This is a genomic window from Streptomyces sp. MAI_2237 (genome assembly GCF_054189285.1).
Genome location: NZ_JAJPGQ010000009.1, coordinates 684,913 through 706,533 on the forward strand (window position 1 = coordinate 684,913; position 21,621 = coordinate 706,533).

Genomic DNA, 21,621 nt, shown 5'->3' on the forward strand with positions numbered 1-21,621 from the left:
TAGAGCAACACCCCTGTGCAATCAGTTGTGTTGACGCTACCGTCCGTTGCACCAGTGGGAGCGATTCCATCAGTCGACGCGTCCGTCACGGCGCGCCAAGCTGCAAGGAGTCGCTCATGCGACACCCCCCGCATTCAGTGCTTTTACCCATCGCCGACGAGGCCCCGCCCGACCGGAGCCCGGGCCTTCCGGTCTCCTCGGCGCAGGCGGCACGCACGCGCCGCGGCCGGAGCACCTGAGGCCGCCCGGCGGACGGCACGGCGATCAGCCCTTCCTCCGGCCGGGAAGCCGGCCACGTCCCGCACCAGGCATTCCCGGCCACTTCCCGACCAGGCGTCCCTGGTCCGCGCCGACTCCGGCGTGCCCATCGCGCGCCCTCGTGCGCTGCGCGAACACCCGCACTCCTTGAACCCGTGATCAGCACTCAAGGGAGAAGGAACCCGTACTCATGAGTCGTACAAGACTGCCCCTCGTCGCCGCGCTGGCACTGGTCGCCGGGACCTCGGGGACAGCGTTCCTCGCGGCACCGGCCGGTGCCGCCGTCGCCTCCGTTCCCTGCACAGTGGACTACAAGATCCAGAGCCAGTGGGACACCGGCTTCACCGCCGCCGTCACCGTCACCAACAACGCCGCCGCCAAGTCGAGTTGGTCGCTGAAGTGGTCGTACACCGGCAGCCAGCGCATCACCAACGGCTGGAGCGCGAAGGTCACTCAGAGCGGTACCGCGGTCACCGCCGCCAACGAGACGTACAACGGCACGCTGGCGGCCGGTGGTTCGGTCAGCTTCGGCTTCAACGGCTCCTACAGCGGGACCAACTCGGTGCCCGCGACCTTCACCCTCGACGGTGTCACCTGCAACGTCGACGACGGCAGCGGCTCGGGCGGCGGAGGCGGCACCGGCGGCGGGGGCGGCGGCACCGGCGGCGGAGGCACCGGGAACCGGGTCGCCAACCCCTATGCCGGGGCCAAGGGGTATGTGAACCCCGAGTGGGCGGCCCATGCCGCCGCCGAACCGGGCGGCAGCCGGATCGCCGACCAGCCCACCGCCGTATGGCTCGACCGGATCGCCGCGATCAACGGTGTCAACGGCGGCATGGGCCTGCGCGCCCACCTCGACGAGGCGCTGAAGCAGAAGGGCTCCGGCGAGCTGGTCGTCCAGCTGGTCATCTACGACCTGCCCGGCCGGGACTGCGCCGCGCTCGCCTCCAACGGCGAACTCGGACCGGACGACATCGACAAGTACAAGTCCCAGTACATCGACCCCATCGCCGCGATCCTCGCCGACCCAAAGTACGCGGGCCTGCGGATCGCCACCGTCATCGAACCCGACTCGCTGCCCAACCTGGTCACCAACGCCGGTGGCACCAACAGCACCACCGCCGCCTGCGTGACCATGAAGAGCAACGGCAACTACGAGAAGGGCGTGTCGTACGCACTGTCCAAGCTCGGCGCCGTCCCGAACGTCTACAACTACATCGACGCCGGTCACCACGGGTGGCTCGGCTGGGACAGCAACCTCGGCCCGGCCGTGCAGGAGTTCGCCAAGGTCGCCACGACCAACGGCGCGAGCGTGAACGACGTGGCCGGTTTCATCGTCAACACCGCCAACTACAGCCCCACCAAGGAACCGAACTTCAAGGTCACCGACACGGTGAACGGACAGACCGTGCGCCAGTCGAAGTGGGTCGACTGGAACCAGTACGTCGACGAGCAGTCGTACGCCGTAGCGCTGCGGGACAAGCTGGTCGCGGCCGGGTTCGACTCCGGTCTCGGCATGCTGATCGACACCTCCCGCAACGGCTGGGGCGGCTCCGCCCGGCCCACCGGCCCGGGACCGCTGACCTCCGTCGACGACTACGTCAACGGCGGCCGCATTGACCGGCGCATCCACGCCGGCAACTGGTGCAACCAGAGCGGTGCCGGCCTCGGCGAGCGGCCCACCGCGTCCCCGGCCGCCGGGATCGACGCCTACGTCTGGGTCAAGCCCCCGGGCGAGTCCGACGGTGCCAGCTCCGCCGTCGCCAACGACGAGGGCAAGGGCTTCGACCGCATGTGTGACCCCACCTACGGCGGCAACGTCCTCAACGGCAACAACCCCACCGGCGCCCTGGCGAACGCGCCGCTGGCCGGGCACTGGTTCTCCGCCCAGTTCCGGCAGCTCATGCAGAACGCCTACCCGCCTCTGCCGTGACGCCGTGAAGTGCCTCCGGAGCCGGTCCTCGTCGAGGGCCCGCTCCGGGGGATCGCGATCGGAGGCCGGGCTCGCGGGTCAGGGGCGTACGTCGACGTAGTCGCCGGCGGCCTTGGCGGGCCCGGTGGTCGTGCTGCCCGCGAAGTTCCAGCGCCAGTAGCCGTCCCGGACCGCCTTGACCTTGGTGGAGAGGGTGCCGGTGGTGCTGGTGGTCGCCGTGGCCACCGTGGTGTAGGTGCTGCTGCCCTTGGGACGGAACTGGAGCTGGACAGCTCGGCCCGCGTAGCCCGCGTACCGGTAGGTGTCCCAGTTGGCGCGGACGAGCTTGCCGGTGACGGTGATCCAGCGGCCCTTGGCGACCGGCTCCGGTGCGGCGTTCACGGTCAGCCGTGCCGCCCTCTTGAGGCTGAACGACCCCACGTTCGGGGCGTACACGGAATCGCCGTCCTGGGCGTCGACCAGGGCATCGACCGACCAGGTGCCCGCCTGGGCGTTCGCCAGGTCCACGGGATCGTCGCCCCCCGGGGCCGGATGGGCGTTGACGGTGAACACCATCGTGCACGCCGTCGCGCTCTCGCACTGGGTGTCAGTGGTGTAGAAGCCGCCGTGCGGCCCCTTCAGGTCCACGTCGGCGTACAGCAGCCCGGAGTCGTCCGACCCGGTGACCGTGACCGGGAACGACACGTCGTGCGTGATGCCCACGATCACGTCGTGCCCGGAGTTGACGGTGGCGCCGCTGACCACGGGATCGCCGAGTGCGGTGCGGGACGCGCTGCCGGACGTGGCGTCGGCCGAGGCGGCGGCCCCCACCACCAGGCCGACGACGACCCCGGCCACCGCGCCGCGCCGCAGCACGCCGGCAACAGGTCTGTGGATCATGATTCCTCCCAGGAACAAAGGCCCTGTTGCCAACCACCCCACGAGCGACGGCGCTTGACGGTGAGAGCTGTGAACGGACGTGTGTCATCCCGTACGACTGCCGAACCCGGCCGACCGTTGCACCGAGTGAGCCGGCAGTTGTGCCAACTCCTGCCGCAGGCTTGTCACTTCGCCTGGTCCAGCCGGACCGCGTCGGGGCCCGCGGGGAACCGGAGCTGTCCGGTGGTGGGGACGCCCGCGTTGTTGGCCAGGACGTCGACGGGACCTGCCGCCTCGACGGCCACCGCGATGCTCTCGGGGGCGGTCACGTCGAGCGCGACGACGCGGAACCCGTCCGACTCAGGAAGCAGGCCCGGGCGCGGGGTGCGCATGGTGGCGACGACGTTCCACCCCTGCGCGGGGAAGTGACGGGCGGTCTGCTGCCCGTAGCCGGACGACGTGCCGGTGATCAGAACGGCGTTCATCGCGGAATCCTCATGGCGGAAGGGGATCCGCGGGCAGGAATCCTGCCGCGCGGCGAAGGGTGGGGCCCGGGCAGGCGGTTTCCACGGGTGCGACGCCCTGTTCCCGCAGGCACGGATCTCGGCGACGGCCCGCCGCATCCGCGCGGACTGGCCGGCCCGGCACCTGTCGGCACGCCAGGAGGCGGGACGGTTCACTGCGCCGCGAGGCAACCCGTACGGCCATGGGCGCATCCGGGGCGGTGCTTCACGGGGAAGAGGCCGATGGGACCCGTACGCGTGGGCGTCGTGCGACACTGCTTCCGCCCTCGAGGTCGGTCCGCGCAAGCCGGGTAAGACAGATGTTCTCTGCTTCACGACAAGGCGGTCACATGCAGTCGCCAGCACCACGGTCCCGTTTCACGGAACTGTCGACGGCCACCGTCCACCCAGGGCTGGCCGAGGCCGAGCACAGCCGGCTGAGCCACGTGCTGGCGGCCCGATCCACCCTGCGCATGGCGGAGGGCGCCTTGATGGTGCTCGGCCCCATGCCGCTCGACGACGCGGCCCGGAGCCTGGTGGACCTCTCCCGCATGCTCACCATGCACACGCATGTCGTCGCCGAGCACGTACTGGACCTCGTGCAGGGCAAGCCCGTGCCCGCCCACGTCGGCGACGCTCTGCAGGCCGTCCTGTCGCAGTACCGCACCTGACACGGACCATGGGCGGACACGGCTTCGACGTAATCAGGCGTCGGTCGCCGCACGCCGGGAAGGCCCGGGCAGACGGGCGACGAGGACGGCGACGTCGTCGGCGTGATCGGTGGCCAGCCCGGTGAGGAGCTCGTCGCAGAAGGTGTCCAGGGGCTCCCGGGCGAGAGCGGCGGCGTGCTGACGCAGCCGGGTCATCCCCGCGTCCAGGCCCTCGCCGCGTCGCTCGATCAGTCCGTCGGTGTACAGCAGCACGGTGCAGCGGGCGGGCAGCACCTCGACGGCGTGCGGGCGCGGCTCATCGGGGTCGACGCCGAGCAGGAGGCCCTGGCCTCCGGTCAGATAGCGGGTGTCGCCGTCGTGGGTGATCAGCAGGGGCGGCGGGTGTCCCGCGCTGGAGAAGTCCAGCGTCCAGGCCCCGTCGTCGCGCTCGCCCAGCAGACCGTACAGGCACGTGGCGGTCGCGTGCGGGTACAGCGTGTGGTGGGCCAGGTCCAGTCGGCGCAGGATGCCGCCGGGAGGCTCCTGGCGGTCGCAGCCGATGCCGCGCAGCATGTTGCGCAGCTGGCTCATCGTGATCGCCGCCCGCAGGTCGTGGCCGGTGACGTCGCCGATGATCATGGTGGTGTGGCCGCTGGGGAGCGTGAAGCTGTCGTACCAGTCACCGCCGACCTCGGCGGTGGTGGCGGCCGGCATATAGCGGGCGGCCAGCCGCAGCGGGCCGGTCTCGGGCAGGGTCGGCAGCAGTGAACGCTGGAGGCGTTCGGCGATGTGCTGCGTCTCCCGGTGCAGCCGCGCGTTGTCCACCCCCAGCGCCATGCGGTGGGCCAGGTCCTCCACCATCGCCAGGTCGCTGCCGGTCAACGGCGGCCGCCCGGCACCGCGGCCCACGGTGACCGCGCCCAGCACCTGACGCCGGGCCCGCAGCGGAGCGACGACCGCGGTGTCCGTGCCCAGCTGGGCGAACAGTTCCAGCTGCCGCGCGTGCAGCGGGTCCGTTGCCTGTGTGACGGGGAGCATGTCCGCCGACGTCAGCAGCAGCGGGCCGGCCCCGGCCAGAACCCTGGTCAGCGGCCCCGAGGGCACCTCGGGGACGGGCGGCAGGGCACCGGTCAGGCCGCCGACCGGCAGGACGTCGGGGTCGTGGTGCACGACGCTGACCCGGCGCGGCCGGCCGTCGTCCTCGATCAGGTCGACCGCGGCCCAGTCCGCCAGCTGCGGGACCAGGATCCGGCACACCCGGCTCAGGCCCTTGTGCGAGTCGAGCGTGCTGGACAGCGCGGTCGTCGCCTCCGCCAGCAGGGTCAGCCGGTCCAGCGCCCGCTGCACCACGTCATCGACCTCGAAGTCGTCCACCGTCTCCGACTTCCCCGTCCGGCGCCTCTTCCACCCCGGCAAGCCGGGACAGGAGCGGTCAGGCCAGCGCCCGGTATCCGTGCGCCTCCAGCCAGCCGATCAGCACGTCCCTCTCCTTCAGGGCCGCGGCTCGCGCCGCACCGGCGCCGGTGGGCCATGCAGGCGCGTCCAGGACGCGGTTGGCGGCCCACAGACGCAGCTGGCTGACCGTGAGCCGGTCCAGTTCGCCGGCGTCCGTCCAGCGCTTCGCCTGCGCGGTGGCCGACTGGCCTTGGGCGAAGAACTGATCGACAAGACCTTCGGCCACGGAGTCGAGGTTCGTCATGGCGGCCTCCCGTGGGGTACGACACCAAGGTGCGCTCTCCGGCCGGTCCAGGCGTAGGGTCCACCGGTACCCCGTGCGCAGCCGGCCAGCCCACTCCGTGTGGCACCGGCGGCCCCCCGAGGTCGGCCACTGTGCCCTCCGGCCGCCGGGGTGCGCGGCACAGCGTGCCGGCGGCGGACCTGGTCGCGCCCTCGACAGGGCGCTCGCGCCGGCCCTCGTACTCGGCGAGGTCGCGCAGGAAACGGCCTGGGTTCGGCGACACCTGAATTCGGTGGAGGCCGTCGATCTCGCTGGCTAGGGTCGCGGCATGAGTACGCGTACTTTCCGGATCACGGTCCGCGGTGTCTTCGACGGGCTCGACGCGGACCAGCGAGCCGAACTCCTTTCCCGCGCCGCGGAGCACGACGTGCTGCGCGCGGCCTTCACACCCGAGGGTCACCTCAGTTACGACGTGGCGGCGCGTGACGCCTTCACCTTCCGGTTCCTGGATTCCGGGGAGGAAGAGGAGGACATCCTGGAGGCGTCCGCGCGCGCCGAGGAGGCGGCCGGGGCCTGGCTGACCGAGCGCGGTTACGGCTACAAGAACCTCCGGTCCCAGGCGGAGGACCTCTCGCAGGCGCCCCTGGGCAAACGGCAGCGCCGCGCCGCCGCCCGGAAGAGCGTCTGAGCTGCGCTCCTCGGACGGCCTCCGAGGAGTGAGCCGCTCGTTCCGTGATCCTTGGAGGATTGCAAAAACGCGGTCGTCAGGGCGCATTGCGGGGAAGAATGTGCGCCATGACGTACGAAGGCTCCGCCATCGACCCGAACAAGCCCAGCATCGCGCGCGTGTACGACTACTTGCTCGGCGGCAAGGACAACTATGCCGTGGACCGCGAGATCGGCGATGTGTTCAAACGTGACCTGCCCGGGTCGGTGGCCATCGCCTTCGCCAACCGCGCGGCCCTGACCCGGGCGGTCAGGGAGATCGCGAAGAGCACCGAGGTGCGTCAGTTCATCGACCTGGGCAGCGGTCTGCCGACCGCGGACAACGTCCACCAGGTCGCGCAACGCCACGCCCCCGAGTCCCGCGTCGTCTACGTCGACATCGATCCCCAGGTGCTGGTCCACGGCCGTGCGCTCCTGGAGAACAACGAGTTCACGCGTGTCGTCGCGGCCGACGTACGCGACCCGGAGGCCATCCGCAACCACCCGGACACCGTCGAGATGATCGACTTCGACCGTCCTGTCGCCGTCATGTTCAGCGCCATCCTCCACCACGTCAACGACGAGGAGGACCCGGCCGGCATCGTCCGCTTCTGGCGCGACCAGGTGCCCTCCGGAAGCTACTTCTTCGTCAGCCACTTCCGCTCCGGCAACAACGCGGAGACGGAGGAGGCCGAGAAGGTCCTCCAGCAGACCTTCGGCCGCGGCCGGTGGCGCACCGACGCCGAGATCGCCTCCCTGCTCGACGGCCTGGAGATCCTCGAACCCGGCATCGTGCCCGCCTCCTTGTGGCGCCCGGAGAAGAACGACAACCCGTGGTCCTCCGACGGCGACCGGGAACTGACCGTCTGGGAACGCCTCATAGCCGCCGGACTGGCCCGCAAGCCGTAGGAACAGGAACGCGGCCTCTAAGATCACGGGCATGTCCCTCCGACTTCGTATGCGTCAGGCCCTGCCCGAGGCGATGCGCGCCCGCGACAAGGCGGCGGTGAGCGCCCTGCGCACGACCCTTGCCGCCCTGGACAACGCCGAGGCGGTGCCCGTGAACGAGGCCGAGCCGCGCGGCTCGGCCCTCGAGGAGTCTCCGGTCGGCGTCGGTGTCACCGAAGCGGCGCGGCGCGAACTGAGCGAGCACCGGGTGGTGGACGTCGTACGCGCCGAGGCCACCGAACGACTGCAGGCGGCGGCGCAGTTGACCGCTCCCGCGCACGCCGACCGGGCCGCACGGCTGCGCGCGGAGGCCGATGTGCTGCTTCGTCTGCTGGACGAGGCCGGCACCGCGTAAGCCCTGGGTGCCGGTCGCTCAGGGGAGCGGCCGGCCGTGCTCCAGCAGGGCGAGGCCCAGTGACGTGACGGTGTGCAGGACAGCCCTGCCCTCGCGCCGGGTGGTGATCAGGCGGGCGTTGCGCAGAACCGTCGCGTGATGGCTGGCGGTCGCCGGCGAGATGTCCAGACGGCGGGCGAGCTCGGTGGTGCCGCATCCGCCGACGCTCGCCCGCAGCACCGCGGCCCTGGTGCGGCCCAGGAGGTCGTCGAGTGGCCGTTCGCCGCTCTCGCCGGCGGCTTCCCACAGGGTGGTGTCGAGGCCGGCGCCGTCGACGGTGGGCACGGCCAGCACCGGTGGCCGGCCCGGGTCGAGCGGTGCCTGCAGAAGTTCGACCTGATGGGTGGAGAACATCGTCGGCGCGATGACCAGTCCACGCCCGTTCAGACGGACGTCCGCCTCGCGCGGGTGGACGACTTCGAGCACGGGCGGCCGCCAGCGCACCAGGGGACCGGCGAGCGTGGCGAGGAGCCGCTCGACCCCGCCGTCGGCCATCGCGCCGGCATAGGCGGCCCGTGCCTCGTTCAGACGGGAGTGCACGCGTCCCCAGTAGGGCGCGACGGTCACCCTGTGGCAGGCACGGAGCGCCGCGGCCACCTGGGGGCGGGTCTCCCGGTCGCCGTCGACGAGGTTGCGCGCCCAGGACCGGTGGGCGGGGTGGAAGTCGATGTTCTCCAGCTCCAGTTGAAGCAGGGGCCGGGGGGCGGCCAGCAGGTTGTCCACCGCCTCGTCGATGGACGCCGTGTGCCCCGTCAGGCTCGCGATGTCGAGCAGCGGTCCGTGCGAGGGCATCAACGCGGCCAGCGGGCCCGCCTGTTCGCCCAGCCGTCCGCGCACCGAGACCTGCCAGCGGCGGAAGGCCAGGGTGGCGTCGCGGTCCTTGAGCAGTTTCACGGTGTCGAACGTCTCCGCCGCCACGCCGATCGTCGTGGCGACGCGGGTCCGCGCCAGGTCCTCCGCCGTGAAGTGGATGCGTTTCACCGAGCGTCCCGTCCTCCGCCGTGCCAGTGGCTCACAGCAGTCTCGCTTCCGGACGGGAGTCACACAATGATCAATCAGGCCACGGTCGTGAGCCGCGGCAGGGGCTCGGCCAGTGCCCGACGAGGCCCGGTGGAGGGGCTGTGCGGCCTTCTTCGGGGTCCGTCCAGCCCAAGCGCGCGGCAGTGAGCGGCCACCATTCTGGTAGGTGGCACACCCGGTTGCACGTCCCTTCCGCCATCAGGCAGGACGGCAGGTCGAGATATGGACGTCACGACGCACGCGGCCGATGAGCTGAGCCCTGTGCTCGTGCGGGCCTGGCACCGTGCGATGGAGGAGTCCCCGCAGTACGCCAACCCGTTCCTGGCACCGGAGTTCGCGGCGGCGATGGCCCGCCACCGGCATGGGGGCGTGGTGGCGGTCCTGCGGGAGGAGCAGGAGCCGGTCGGGTTCTTCCCCCACCAGCGCAGCGCCTTCGGCGTGGGGCGGGCCATCGGTCTCGGCCTGTCCGACTGCCAGGCCCTCGTGCACCGGCCCGGCGTCACCTGGGACCCGCCGGAGCTGTTGCGGGCCTGCGGTCTCTCGGTGTTCGAGTTCGACCATCTCGTCGAGGAACAGAAGCCGTTCGAACGGTATCTCACGGGCACGTTCGCCTCACCGGTGATCGACCTTCCGGAGGAGGGGAACGGCTATGTGGAGATGCTGCGCCGCACGTCCCCGCGGCACACCAAGACGACGCTGGCCAAGGAGCGCCGTCTGAGGAGCGACGAGGGCGAAGTGCGCTTCGTGTTCGACGAGCGCGACCGGCGGGTGCTGCGCACGCTCATGCAGTGGAAGTCCGCCCAGTACCGCCGGACCGGGAGGATGGACCGTTTCGCCCGGCCGTGGATCGTCGACCTGGTGGACGACCTCTTCACGGTCCGCGAGCAGCACCTCACCGGCGTGCTGTCCGTGCTGTACGCGGGCGACCGTCCGGTGGCCGCCCACTTCGGGCCGAGGTCGCACACGGTTCTCGCGGGCTGGTTCACCGCCTACGATCCCGCGTTCGGCCGCTACTCCCCCGGGTTGGTCATGCATATGCGGATGATCGAGGCGGCGGGCCGGCACGGGGTGCGGCTCGTGGATCTGGGGCGCGGCGACATGGAGTACAAGAACTGGCTCAAGACCCGCGAACTGCGCGTCGGTGAAGGTCTCGCGTACCGCCCGAGCCCGGTGGCGGCGGCCCACCGGCTGTGGCGCAGGCCGGTGCGTGGCCTGCGCAACACCGTCCTGGCCCACGCCGCGCTGCGCGGGCCCGCCGACCGGCTCCTGAGGACGGTCGGCCGGCTGCGCACCTCGGGCCCGCTCGGCACGGGCTGGGCGCCGGGCACCGACACGCGCTGAGCCGTTCCCCCGTCGGACTCGATCACCGGTCACCTCAGGAAGGCGCCCAGGCCGTCTCGATCACCGGTCACCCCAGGAAGGCACCCATGCCGTACGGATCCCGACTCGCCGCGATGATGGCCCGGCGGCTGGGACGCGCATGCGTCTACACGCCCTCGGCACGGCTGGCTGTCTACCTGGCCCTGAGGCGCTGGTGCCGGCCGGGCGCACGGGTGCTCATGTCCCCGGTGACCGACGACGTGATGCTCTTCGTGGTCCTCGCGGCCGGGCTGCGTCCGGTCCTGGCTCCGGTGTCGGTCCGCGACGGCAACATCGACCCGGGGGCCGTACCCGAGTCCGTGTGGCGCGGCGTGGACGCCGTGTTGACCACGAATCTCTACGGGATGCCGGACCGGATGGAGGAACTGACCCGGCGCTGCGAGGACTTGGGCATCCCGCTGTTCGAGGACGCGGCGCACGCGATGGGTACGCATGTGGCGGGCCGTCCGATCGGCACCTTCGGGACGGCGGCCGCCTTCAGCCTGTCCAAGCACGTGGGAGGAAAGGCCGGCGGCTTCCTCGCCGTCGAAAGTACCCGCACACGACGCGAGTTGGAGGCGCTGCGCGACGACCTCCTGGTGCCGGGCCGACTCGGTGACGACCTGGCCACGACGCTGCGGCCGCTGGCCCGCTCCGCCGTGCGCGGCTCCCATCTGGTGAGCCCCGTGTGGCGGACGATGCAGCGCCTGGGGCTGCTGGAACGCGACGGCTACCGCATGGACCTGCAGGCGCCGCTGCCGGCCGCCCGCGCCCTGCAGGCACCCAGCCTGACCGCGTACGAGCCGTGGATGCGCGTCGACCTGCACGGTTTCCGGAACCGTCACGGACTGCTCGTCCAGGCGCCGTTGGCGCTGCGGATGGCCCGGCTCGACGACAACCTCGCCCGGCGCCGGGCCGGTGTCCGTCTGCTGGCCGCGACCCCCTGGGCCGCGCCCGCACTGCGTGACCGGACGGCGCACGAGGGCGCTCTGCCCCTGTTCCGGGTGCCGCTTCTCGTCGACGACCGCGACGCCCTCGTCGACCGCCTGGTGCGGCACGGCGTCGTGACGGGATACGTCTTCGATCCTCCGCTCGACGACTATGCGGGCGGCGAGTTCGTCGACCCCTCCCCCGATCCGTCGGCCGCACGCTGGTTCGCCTCCCACGTGCTGCCCGCCGATCCCCTGCAGGCCCACAGCGTGGTCGCCGCGCTGACCCGGGCGCGTGCGGCCGATGCCGCCGCGCCCGACCTGCCGGCGGCCGCCTCGCACGATGCCTCCTCCCCGCCGTACCCGTCACCGAACAGCCGTTAGCCGACGGGAGGTTGGTGCGCACCTCCGCCGTCCCGGCCGTGTCCTCCCGCCCCATTGTGTTGCGCCGTGCGCCCCCTTACTGTTCGACTTTGCCTGAGTCTGTTGGATGTTGATTGCTCAGGCGGTATGGAGGCCGCAGTGCTGAGTGATCGGATCGGTTCGACAGCTGCGAGACCCGGCCACGGCCGGTGGTGGAAGGCGGTCCTCTCCGCCGCCGCCACCATCGCCCTGGCCGCGGGCATGACCGCGCCCGCCACGGCGCAGGAGGGCGGCGGGCGGCCACCCGGCGCCGTGTCCGCCGCCGCTCCCCAGGCGCACACGGTGAGCCTCGACGGCTACTCGTTCCTCGTCGACGGCAAGCGGACCTACCTGTGGTCCGGGGAGTTCCACTACTTCCGGCTCCCGAGCCCGGACCTGTGGCGCGACATCTTCCAGAAGATGAAGGCCGCCGGCTTCAACTCCACGTCGCTGTACTTCGACTGGGGGTACCACTCGCCCAAGCCGGGCGTGTACGACTTCAGCGGCGTCCGTGACGTCGACAGGCTGCTCGACATGGCCCAGGAGGCCGGGCTGTACGTCATCGCGCGCCCCGCCCCGTACATCAACGCGGAGGTCGACAGCGGCGGCCTGCCGGGCTGGCTGACCACCAAGGCCGAGAACAACCGCAGTGACGACCCGCGCTTCCTGAAGTACGCGGACGAGTGGCTGACGCAGATCGACCGGATCATCGCCCGCCACCAGCTGACCAACGGCACCGGTTCGGTGATCGCCTACCAGGTGGAGAACGAGTACTACAACGGCTCCGCCGCCGGCCACTCCTACATGAAGCACCTGGAGGACAAGGCCCGTGCCGACGGCATCACCGTCCCGCTGACCGGCAACAACAACGGCACCTTCAACTCCGGCACCGGCGCCCTGGACGTCGACGGCCCCGACTCCTACCCGCAGGGCTTCGACTGCTCCAACCCCACGAAGTGGAACGGCGTCCCCGACATCAGCTACGACCACCCGGCTGGCAAGCCGCTGTACTCGCCGGAGTTCCAGGGCGGCGCCTTCGACCCCTGGGGCGGTCCGGGCTACGACAAGTGCGCCCAGCTGATCAACGACAGGTTCGCCAACGTCTTCTACAAACAGAACATAGCCGTCGGCGCGACCGCGCAGAGCTTCTACATGACCTACGGCGGCACCAACTGGGGCTGGCTGGGCATGCCGCAGAACTACACGTCGTACGACTACGGGGCGGCGATCCGCGAGACCCGCCAGCTGGACCCCAAGTACGACGAGGACAAGCTGATCGGCTACTTCACCCAGTCGGTCGCCCCGCTGACCAAGACCGAGGCCATCAGGACCACGCCGCCGGACAACTCGGCGATCGTCGACACCGCCCGGATGAACCCCGACACCAGGACGCAGTTCCATGTGCTGCGGCACGGCAACTCCACGTCCACCGCGGTCGACAGAACGCACATCGCGCTGGACCTCGACGCCCAGCCCGCGAACGACACCTCCTACACCTGGGACGACCCCGACTCCGCGCTGCAGTACACCGGTTCGTGGTCGCACGTCGCCGACACCAGCTACACCGGCGGCGACTACAAGCACACCGAGTCGTTCTCCAACAGGGCCGACGACTCGCTCACCGTCCCCTTCGACGGCACCGCGATCCGCTGGATCGGGTCGAAGACGAACAACCACGGCTATGCCGACGTCTACCTCGACGGCACCAAGGTCGCCACGGTCGACGATTCCGGCGGCGAGAACCAGGCGGTGGTCTTCCAGAAGACCGGCCTGCCGTCCGGCGCGCACACCCTGAAGATCGTCGTCGCCGGCAAGCACAGCTCGGGATCCACGGACGACTACGTGTCCATCGACGCCATCGACGTGCCGACGGCCGCCGCCGCGGAACCCACCTACCCGGTCGTGCCCCAGCAGCCCGGCACCGCGATCACCCTCGACGGCCGCGACTCCCACGTGATCACGGCCGACTACCGGCTGGGCGACGCCCACTTGCAGTACTCGACCTCCGAGATCATGACCAGCGCGGCCATCGGCGACCGGGACGTCGCCGTGCTCTACGGCGACGCGGGCAGCGACGGCGAGACCGTGCTGCGCTACCCCTCCCGGCCCACCGTGACCACCACCGGCGGCACGGCCACCTGGGACGAGGCCAGCGGTGACCTGCGGCTGAACTACACCCACAAGGGCCTGATCCGCATCGGCATCACCGGCGGCGGAAAGCCCCCGCTGATGCTGCTCGTCGGCGACAAGGACACCGCCAAGACCTTCTGGCGCCAGGACACGGCGACCGGACCGGTGCTCGTGCGCGGCACCCACCTGCTGCGGACCGCCACCAGCCTGGACGGCGGCCACACGGTGGCACTCACCGGCGACAACGCCGACGACAAGAACATCGAGGTGTTCACCTCCGCCGTCCACGTCACCTGGAACGGCAGGACGGTGAAGACCCGGGTGACGGACACGGAAAGCCTCGCCGGGAAGATCCCGGTGGCCGCCGCGGTACACCTGCCGGCCCTGACGAACTGGAAGCACGCCGAGGAGTCACCCGAGGCGGCACCCGGCTTCGACGACTCCACCTGGCAGGTGGCCGACAGAACCACCACCAACAACGTCTCCAGCGCCACCTCACTGCCCGTCCTGTACGCCGACGACTACGGCTTCCACACCGGCAACACCTGGTACCGCGGCCGCTTCCGCGCCACCGGAAAGGAGAAGGGCGTCCACCTGGTATCCGACTCCGGTGGAGGGGCGCAGGCGTTCTCCGCATGGCTCAACGGCACCTTCCTGGGCAGCTCCACCACGGGCAGTGCCGACTTCTCCTTCCCGGCCGGTTCGGTGAAGGCGAAGGGCGACAACGTCCTCTCCGTCCTCACCGTCAACATGGGCCATGAGGAGGACTACAACTCCACCAACGGCAACAAGACGCCACGCGGCCTGACCGGCGCCTCCCTCGTCGGCGCGCCCCTGACCTCGGTCACCTGGCGGGTGCAGGGCGTACGCGGCGGCGAGGACCTCCAGGACCCCGTGCGCGGCCCGCTCTCCACCGGTGGCCTGTACGGCGAACGGGCCGGCTGGTCCCTGCCGGGCTACCCCGACGGCAAGTGGAACCGGGTGTCCCTGCCCACGGCCGACACCCGTCCCGGGGTCTCCTGGTACCGCACCGACGTGACCCTCGACCTGCCGCGCGGCCAGGACACCTCGCTCGGGCTGACGTTCACCGACGAACCGTCACGCAAGTACCGGGCGACGATCTTCGTCAACGGCTGGCAGGTCGGCAACTACGTCAACTACCTCGGCCCGCAGCACACCTTCCCGGTGCCCGACGGAATCCTGGATCCGAACGGCCGCAACAGCGTCGCCATCGCCGTGTGGAACCTCGACGGCAGCACCGGCGGCCTGGGCAGGGTCTCCCTCACCGACTACGGCAGTTACGCCTCGTCGCTGCGGGTCGCGCAGAACGACAGCCCCCGCTACGACCACCGCAGGTACGCGATGCCGAAGCGCCCGGGAGCCGACGTCTCCCTGGACGTGCCCGACACCGCTCAGTCCGGGCAGGCGTTCACGGCCCGGGCCACGCTGCGGGTGCCGAAGGAGGGGCCGTCCGCGTCCCGGCCGACGGCCGCGCTCTCCGCGCCCGACGGCTGGACCGTCAGCGCCACGAGTCCCACCTCGGCCGAACGCGTCCCCGCCGGCGGGTCGGCCACCTTCACCTGGAAGGTCCAACCGCCGAGCGGGACCCTGCCGTCCGCCTCCGCGCTCACCGCGACCGTGCGCTACCGGCAGCACGGGCGGCAGGCCGTGGGCGAGGACGAGCGCATCATCGGCGGCATCCCGCCCGCCCCGCCGACCGGCCAGAACGCGGTGAGCGACCTGCCGTTCCTGGCCGCCACCAACGGATGGGGCCCGGTGGAGCGCGACAGCAGCGTCGGCGAGCAGGCGGCCGGGGACGGCCGCCCGATCCGCATCGCCGGAACGGGCTACACCAAGGGCCTGGGCACCAACGCGGTCAGCGACGTCGAGCTCTATCTCGCCGGACACTGCTCGCGGCTGACGGCGGACGTCGGCGTCGACGACGAGACGGGCGGCGCCGGGACGGTGACGTTCTCCGTGATCGCCGACGGCAAGACCTTGGTCACCACGCCGACGCTCCGGGGCGGACAGGCCGCGGTACCGATCGACGTCGATGTCAGCGGGGCCCAGGTGATCGAACTGAAGGTCGGCGATGCCGGCGACGGAAACGGCAACGACCACGGCGACTGGGCGAAGCCCACGCTGACGTGCGGCTAGCGAAGGGGTGACACACGCGGGGCGTGGGGACGCAACTCGTTGCTCCCCACGCCCCGCACGTCGTCGGCTCCCTCGCCCCGCGCTTGTCTCGGTCAGCCGTTCGCGGCCGCCGTGACCGTCGCCGGATCCACCCCGGTCAGCTCGACGATGCGGTGCGGCGCCACGCCGGCGGCCAGAGCGCGTCCGATCAGCGCGTCCCGGCCGTCGGCGCAGTCACGGTACGCGAGCAGTTCCTCCTCCAGCCGGGCGTGCGGCTCGGGCGACATCGCCCGGCGGACCCGGCTCAACTCCTCGTCGTTCAACGGGACCGGAAGCCGTTCGGCCCCCTCGGGGATCGCCGCGGTCTCCTCCGGCGGAAGCAGACGCAGCTGCGGCGACGTCGCCGTACTGCCCTGTGCGTCCAGCCACGCGCGGACCGCGGGAGTGTCCATGCAGGCGAGGTCACCGACGGCTGCGGGGCTCACCCCGAGTTGCGCGGACGCGTCTCCCAGCAGGAACAGATAGGCGTCATCGGTCATCCTCGGCTCCTTCTCAACACAGGCTGAACGCAATCCCCTTACCCCGCCCGGTCCGGATTACCGGACCGTCCCGTGACAAGGGCGCGAAATGGGGACGGCTCCCCTCCCCCGTTCAGGGGTGGGAGCCGTCCCAAGAAGCCCGAGGGCCCAGGTCACCGACGCGGTCAGGCGTGGCGGTGCGAGTGTCGGTTGCCCACGAAGACGCGGTAGAGGGCCAGCAGAATCAGGGAGCCGACAATGGCTGCGATCCAGGTGGAAAGGTCGAAGAATCCGTCGATGGAGTCCACACCGAAGATCACCTTGCCGAGCCAGCCGCCCAGCAGGCCGCCCGCGATACCGATGAGCATGGTGATGATGATGCCGCCCGGGTCCTTGCCCGGCATCAGGGCCTTGGCGATGGCGCCGGCCAGCAGGCCGATGAGGATCCACGCGATGATGCCCATTGTCCGTCTCCACTTCGTCGCATAAAGGTTGTGTTAGCTCTTCGTGTGCACCGTCAACGCTCGAACAAACATCTCTTTTGCGATGCGAGGCTTCGAACACCCGTGGCTGCATCCGTAACGGAGCCCGCGGCGGAATATCACTCGACATCGCGGAAAGCCGGGACTGTGCACGTCCGGCCTTCCGCCGGCTCTCGCGACAGAAGCAGGGATCGGGTGGGGCACGCGGACAGAAGCACCGACCGAAGCGACGACGACCGGAGCAGGGCGACCTGGGACGACCGGAGCAGCGCGACCTGGACGGAGGCGTTCGCCGCCGATCCGGAGATCGGCGGCGACCTCGCGGCCGTCGACTGGGCGGCCACCCCCCTGGGCCCACCCAAGGACTGGCCGCAGAGTCTGCTGACGGCGGTGCGCATCCTGCTGTCGTCGCGGTTCTCCATGTGGATGGCGTGGGGTCCCGACCTCACCTTCTTCTGCAACGCCGCCTACCGCCGCGACACGCTGGGGCGCAAATACCCTTGGGCACTGGGACGGCCGGCGAGCGAGGTGTGGTCGGAGATCTGGTCCGACGTACGCCCGCGCGTCGACCGCGTCCTCGCCTCGGGCGATGCCACCTGGGACGAGGCCCTGCTGCTGTTCCTGGAACGCTCCGGTTACCGGGAGGAGACCTACCACACGTTCTCGTACAGCCCCCTGCACGACGACGACGGCGCTGTGGTGGGCATGCTCTGCGTGGTCAGTGAGGACACCGAGCGCGTCATCGGGGCGCGCAGGATGGCCACGCTGCGTGACCTGGGCTCCGATCCCACCGTCGTGCGCACGGAGAGCGAGACGCTGGCCTTCTTCGGCCGTCAGCTCGAACGGAACCTCGCGGACCTGCCCTTCACCCTCACCTACCTCCTCGAGGACGACGGCGCGCGGCTGAGCCGCACCACCGGCATCCCGCCGGGACACCCGGCGGCGCCTCCCCTGCTGTCGCCCGAGCAGGCCGAGCGCCCCTGGCCGTGGGCCGATCTCACCGACGGCACACCGGTGCTGGTCCAGCTCGACGCCGGCGTCGTCGCCGGCCTGCCGACCGGCGACTGGCCCGAAGCGCCCCAGCAGGCCCTGCTGCTGCCACTGCTGCAACCGGGCGGCTCTCCGCACGGCTTCCTCATCGCCGCGCTCAACCGCTATCGCGCCCTCGACGAGGGCTACCAAGGGTTCCTGGAACTGGTCGCCGGACATCTCGCCGCGGGCATCGGCTCCGCCCGCGGCTACCGCGACCAGCAGCGGCGGGCCGAGGAACTGACCGAACTCGACCGGGCCAAGACGACGTTCTTCTCCAACATCAGCCACGAGTTCCGCACCCCCCTCGCGCTGATCTCCGGACCGGTGCAGGAGCTGAAGGAACAACTCCCCGACGCGCCCGCGCGGGTCAGGGAGGAGCTGGAGGCGATCCACCGCAACGCGCTGCGGCTGGGGAAGCTCGTCAACACCCTCCTGGACTTCTCCCGCATCGAGGCCGGCCGCATGCAGGCCTCCTACGAGCCGGTCGAACTGGCCGCCGTGACCGCGGAGCTCGCCAGCGTCTTCCGCTCCGCCATCGACCGGGCCGGACTCACCCTCACCGTCGACTGCCCGCCGCTGGACCGCACCGTCCACATCGACCGCGACATGTGGGAGAAGGTGATCCTGAACCTGCTGAGCAACGCGCTGAAGTTCACCTTCGACGGGTCGATCCGCGTCACCGTCCGCGACGAGGGCGACAGGGCCGTGGTGACCGTGCAGGACACCGGCGTCGGCATCCCCGCCCACGAACTGCCCCAGCTGTTCGAACGCTTCCACCGCATCGGCGGTGTCCGCGCGCGCTCGCACGAGGGCAGCGGCATCGGCCTGGCCCTCGTACGCGAACTCGTCGCCCTGCACGGCGGCACCATCACGGCGGACAGCAGCCCGGAACGCGGTACGTGCTTCACGGTGCGGTTGCCCTTCGGCTCCGCGCACCTGCCCGCCGACGCCGTCCGCACCTCGTCCCAGGCCCGGGCCGCGTCGACCGTGGCCGTCCCGTTCGTGCAGGAGGCGCTGCGCTGGCTGCCCGCCGACACCGGGACCAGCGTGCACGACAAGGCCGGCACCGGCACCGCCTCCCCACGATCCGACTCCGGGACACCGGTGCGGGCCCGGGTCCTGGTCGCCGACGACAACACCGACATGCGGGAGTACCTGGTCCGCATCCTCGACGGCGCCGGCTACGAGTCCGAAGCGGTCAGCGACGGCCGGGCGGCGCTCTGCGCCGCCCGATCCCACCCGCCCGACCTGATCGTCAGCGACGTGATGATGCCGATGATGGACGGGCTGAGCCTGGTGCGCGCGCTGCGCTCGGACACCCGGACCGCCTCGGTGCCCGTCCTGCTGCTGTCCGCGCGCGCCGGGCAGGAGGCAGCCATCGAAGGACTGACCGCGGGCGCGGACGACTACCTCGTCAAACCGTTCGCCGCGGCCGAGTTGCTGGCCCGGGTGCGGGCCAACGTGGAACTCGCCCACCTGCGCACCCACCACGTGCGCTGGCGTACCGCTCTGGTGGACTCCCTGCAGGAAGCGCTGCTCGTCATGGACGAGGACGGTGTGGTGCTGGAGACCAACACCGCGTTCACCACCCTGCTCGGCCACGGCTCCGCGATCCTGCCGTGCGCGCCGCCGCATCCCTGGTGGCCGGACGCCGCGGCCGACCCGGAGGCCCGCCGCGCCGCGGCCGACGCCTTCGCCGAGCTGCTGCGCCAGGGGCGCGGCAACCACACCCTTCCGCTCAGCCACCGCGACGGGCGCCGGCTGTGGGTCAGGGCGGCCTTCAACGACGCCCACGACCCGGACACAGGCCGGCGGATGATCGTCGGCACGTTCCGCGACATCACCGCGGAACGGTATGCCGCCCAGCGCGAGAGCGCCCTGGCCGCCCTCAGCACGGCCCTGGCCGAGACCGCGAGCGTGGACGAGGCGCTCACCACGGCACTTGGCCAGTTCCAGCACCTCTGGCAGGCCGAGTACGTCCTCACGGCGCTCTTCCCCGCGGACGAACCCCCCGCGCTGACCGTCACCGGCCCGCTGTCCTGGAAGGACCTTCCCGCACCACGGCAGCAGGCCATCGAGAAACTGCAGCACCATCCCCCGCTCAGCCCCGTGTGCGAAGGCACCGGCGCGGGCGTCCTGCTGGAGCACCCCGACGGCCCCCTGGCCCTGTGGATCGAACTGGGTGCCGCCCGCCGCTTCAGCGGCCAGGACGAACTGCTGCTCGCGCTGCTGGCCGGCCACCTCGCCCAGGCACTGGCCCGCACCCACCAGATCGACCAGCAGCGCGACACCGCGCTCACCCTGCAACGCGCCATCCTCGGGCCCTCCCAGCTGCCCGCCGGCTTCGCCGCGCGCTACGAACCGGCCACTCCCCCGCTGGAGATCGGCGGTGACTGGTACGACGTCATCTCCCTTCCGGACGACCGCACCGGGATCGTGGTCGGCGACTGCGTCGGGCGCGGTCTGGAGGCGGCCACCGTCATGGGCCAACTGCGCAGTGCCTGCCGTGCGTTGTTCCTGCAGGACCCCAGCCCCGCCCGCACGCTGATGGCACTCGACCACTTCGCCGGCGGCATCCCGGGCGCCTTCTGCACCACCGTCTTCTGCGGAGTGCTCGACGCGCACACCGGAACCCTCACCTACTCCAGTGCCGGGCACCCGCCGAGCGTGCTCGCCCTTCCCGACGGCACCACGCGGCTACTCGAAGGCGGCCGCGGTCTGCCGCTGGCCGTCCGTCCCGACCGCGAACGCTCCGACAGCGTCTGCCGACTGCCCGCCCGGTCCACCCTGCTGCTGTACACGGACGGCCTCGTCGAACGCCGGCACCAGGTGCTCGACCAGGGCATCCAGGTGGCGGGCGAGGCCCTGCGGACCGGCCGTGACCTGCCCCCCTCGGAACTGGCGGACCACGTCATGGCCGCACTGGCTCCCGCGGGCGGGTACGAGGACGACGTGGCCCTGCTGCTCTACCGCCACCCGGCACCCCTGCAGATCGCCTTTCCCGCGGAGTCCGGACAGCTCGCCACCGCGCGTGGCGCGCTGCGCGACTGGCTCACCCGCTGCGAACTGCCCGTGCGCACCGCCCTGGACATCCTCATCGCCACCGGCGAAGCCTGCGCCAACGCCGTCGAGCACGCCCATCGCGACAGTCCGGGCGGGACCATCCGGCTGAACGCCGAGATCCTCACCGACCGCGTGCACGTGACCGTCGCCGACAGCGGGACGTGGAAGACCGGCGAACCCGACCCCTCCTCCCTGCGCGGCCGGGGTATCGGCATCATGCACGCCCTGTCCAGCCATGTGACCGTCACGCCCGGCCCGTCGGGCACCAGCGTCGAGATGCATACGAGGATCCCGTGACGTCTGCACCGCTGACCCTCGCCCCCGGACGGACCGCCGACGGCACCGCGCTGTTGACGGCCACGGGCGAGATCGACATGAGCAACAGCCGCCGTCTCGCCGACGCGCTCGATCACCTGCCCGGGCACGTCGTCGTCGATCTGACCGGCGTGGAGTACCTCGACAGCGCCGGTCTCAACGTGCTGTTCGCACGCGCCGAACGCATCGAGCTGATCGCCGACGCGCTCCTGCGGCCCCTGCTCACCGTCTCCGGCCTCGCCGACCTGGTGCCGGTGCGGCCCGCTCCCGACGGCCGATAGGGCCCGCCCGAGGCGGTCGGAAACGAT

17 protein-coding genes and 1 pseudogene are annotated in these 21,621 nt (G+C 71.1%); 11 read left to right on the forward strand and 7 right to left on the reverse strand.

Features of this window, described 5'->3' with window-relative positions; genetic code table 11:
• The first annotated feature begins 448 nt into the window (after window positions 1–448).
• Entirely contained in the window at window positions 449–2,191 is a 1,743-nt protein-coding gene (locus tag LN251_RS38495) for a glycoside hydrolase family 6 protein (RefSeq protein WP_458248795.1), read from the forward strand.
• Between the two features lie 78 nt (window positions 2,192–2,269).
• Here LN251_RS38495 and LN251_RS38500 read toward each other — a convergent pair whose 3' ends face one another.
• Complete coding sequence (locus LN251_RS38500; RefSeq protein WP_458248796.1) at window positions 2,270–3,070, reverse strand: calcium-binding protein; 801 nt, start codon at window positions 3,068–3,070, stop codon at window positions 2,270–2,272.
• A gap of 164 nt (window positions 3,071–3,234) precedes the next feature.
• Complete coding sequence (locus LN251_RS38505; RefSeq protein ID WP_458248797.1) at window positions 3,235–3,534, reverse strand: SDR family NAD(P)-dependent oxidoreductase; 300 nt, start codon at window positions 3,532–3,534, stop codon at window positions 3,235–3,237.
• A gap of 70 nt (window positions 3,535–3,604) precedes the next feature.
• On the opposite strand from LN251_RS38505, the pseudogene LN251_RS38510 reads away from it, so the two are divergent.
• Both LN251_RS38510 and LN251_RS38515 read left to right on the forward strand, forming a co-directional pair.
• Window positions 3,605–3,718 (forward strand): annotated as a pseudogene (locus LN251_RS38510) (alpha/beta hydrolase); the annotation flags it as partial.
• 184 nt (window positions 3,719–3,902) lie between these two features.
• Window positions 3,903–4,223, forward strand: coding sequence for a hypothetical protein (locus LN251_RS38515; protein WP_458248798.1), 321 nt, complete (start codon window positions 3,903–3,905; stop codon window positions 4,221–4,223).
• Window positions 4,224–4,256: 33 nt separating this feature from the next.
• Here LN251_RS38515 and LN251_RS38520 read toward each other — a convergent pair whose 3' ends face one another.
• Window positions 4,257–5,576 (reverse strand): PP2C family protein-serine/threonine phosphatase, encoded by a 1,320-nt coding sequence (locus LN251_RS38520; protein WP_458248799.1) that lies wholly within the window; start codon window positions 5,574–5,576, stop codon window positions 4,257–4,259.
• A gap of 58 nt (window positions 5,577–5,634) precedes the next feature.
• Window positions 5,635–5,901: a hypothetical protein gene (locus LN251_RS38525; RefSeq protein ID WP_404147253.1), complete on the reverse strand. Its 267-nt coding sequence runs from the start codon at window positions 5,899–5,901 to the stop codon at window positions 5,635–5,637.
• Window positions 5,902–6,208: 307 nt separating this feature from the next.
• On the opposite strand from LN251_RS38525, the gene LN251_RS38530 reads away from it, so the two are divergent.
• The 3 genes from LN251_RS38530 to LN251_RS38540 all read left to right on the forward strand — a co-directional run bounded on the left by LN251_RS38530 (window position 6,209) and on the right by LN251_RS38540 (window position 7,888).
• Window positions 6,209–6,568, forward strand: a complete 360-nt coding sequence (locus LN251_RS38530; RefSeq protein ID WP_458248800.1) for a DUF6204 family protein — start codon at window positions 6,209–6,211, stop codon at window positions 6,566–6,568.
• A gap of 107 nt (window positions 6,569–6,675) precedes the next feature.
• Window positions 6,676–7,494 carry an SAM-dependent methyltransferase gene (locus tag LN251_RS38535; RefSeq protein WP_458248801.1) on the forward strand — a complete coding sequence of 273 codons (819 nt, stop codon included), beginning with the start codon at window positions 6,676–6,678 and terminating at the stop codon, window positions 7,492–7,494.
• Window positions 7,495–7,567: 73 nt separating this feature from the next.
• Window positions 7,568–7,888 carry a hypothetical protein gene (locus LN251_RS38540; RefSeq protein WP_458249515.1) on the forward strand — a complete coding sequence of 107 codons (321 nt, stop codon included), beginning with the start codon at window positions 7,568–7,570 and terminating at the stop codon, window positions 7,886–7,888.
• An 18-nt stretch (window positions 7,889–7,906) separates the two neighbouring features.
• On the opposite strand, the gene LN251_RS38545 is transcribed toward LN251_RS38540, so the two are convergent.
• Window positions 7,907–8,908 (reverse strand): ArsR/SmtB family transcription factor, encoded by a 1,002-nt coding sequence (locus LN251_RS38545; RefSeq protein ID WP_458248802.1) that lies wholly within the window; start codon window positions 8,906–8,908, stop codon window positions 7,907–7,909.
• 261 nt (window positions 8,909–9,169) lie between these two features.
• On the opposite strand from LN251_RS38545, the gene LN251_RS38550 reads away from it, so the two are divergent.
• From LN251_RS38550 to LN251_RS38560, 3 genes are all read left to right on the forward strand, one after another.
• Window positions 9,170–10,288 carry a GNAT family N-acetyltransferase gene (locus LN251_RS38550; RefSeq protein WP_458248803.1) on the forward strand — a complete coding sequence of 373 codons (1,119 nt, stop codon included), beginning with the start codon at window positions 9,170–9,172 and terminating at the stop codon, window positions 10,286–10,288.
• An 86-nt stretch (window positions 10,289–10,374) separates the two neighbouring features.
• Complete coding sequence (locus LN251_RS38555; protein ID WP_458248804.1) at window positions 10,375–11,619, forward strand: DegT/DnrJ/EryC1/StrS family aminotransferase; 1,245 nt, start codon at window positions 10,375–10,377, stop codon at window positions 11,617–11,619.
• 240 nt (window positions 11,620–11,859) lie between these two features.
• Complete coding sequence (locus tag LN251_RS38560; protein ID WP_458249516.1) at window positions 11,860–15,924, forward strand: beta-galactosidase; 4,065 nt, start codon at window positions 11,860–11,862, stop codon at window positions 15,922–15,924.
• A gap of 92 nt (window positions 15,925–16,016) precedes the next feature.
• Here LN251_RS38560 and LN251_RS38565 read toward each other — a convergent pair whose 3' ends face one another.
• Entirely contained in the window at window positions 16,017–16,442 is a 426-nt protein-coding gene (locus LN251_RS38565; RefSeq protein WP_458248805.1) for a DUF6003 family protein, read from the reverse strand.
• Window positions 16,443–16,606: 164 nt separating this feature from the next.
• Window positions 16,607–16,885: a GlsB/YeaQ/YmgE family stress response membrane protein gene (locus tag LN251_RS38570; RefSeq protein WP_058921150.1), complete on the reverse strand. Its 279-nt coding sequence runs from the start codon at window positions 16,883–16,885 to the stop codon at window positions 16,607–16,609.
• Between the two features lie 438 nt (window positions 16,886–17,323).
• Between LN251_RS38570 and LN251_RS38575 the strand changes: the two genes are divergently transcribed.
• The gene (locus LN251_RS38575; protein ID WP_458249517.1) at window positions 17,324–21,295 is read left to right on the forward strand and encodes a SpoIIE family protein phosphatase; all 3,972 of its coding nucleotides are present in this window, start codon (window positions 17,324–17,326) and stop codon (window positions 21,293–21,295) included.
• Entirely contained in the window at window positions 21,292–21,594 is a 303-nt protein-coding gene (locus LN251_RS38580) for an STAS domain-containing protein (RefSeq protein WP_362988540.1), read from the forward strand. Before LN251_RS38575 ends, LN251_RS38580 begins: the two co-directional genes overlap by 4 nt.
• Window positions 21,595–21,621: the final 27 nt, after the last annotated feature.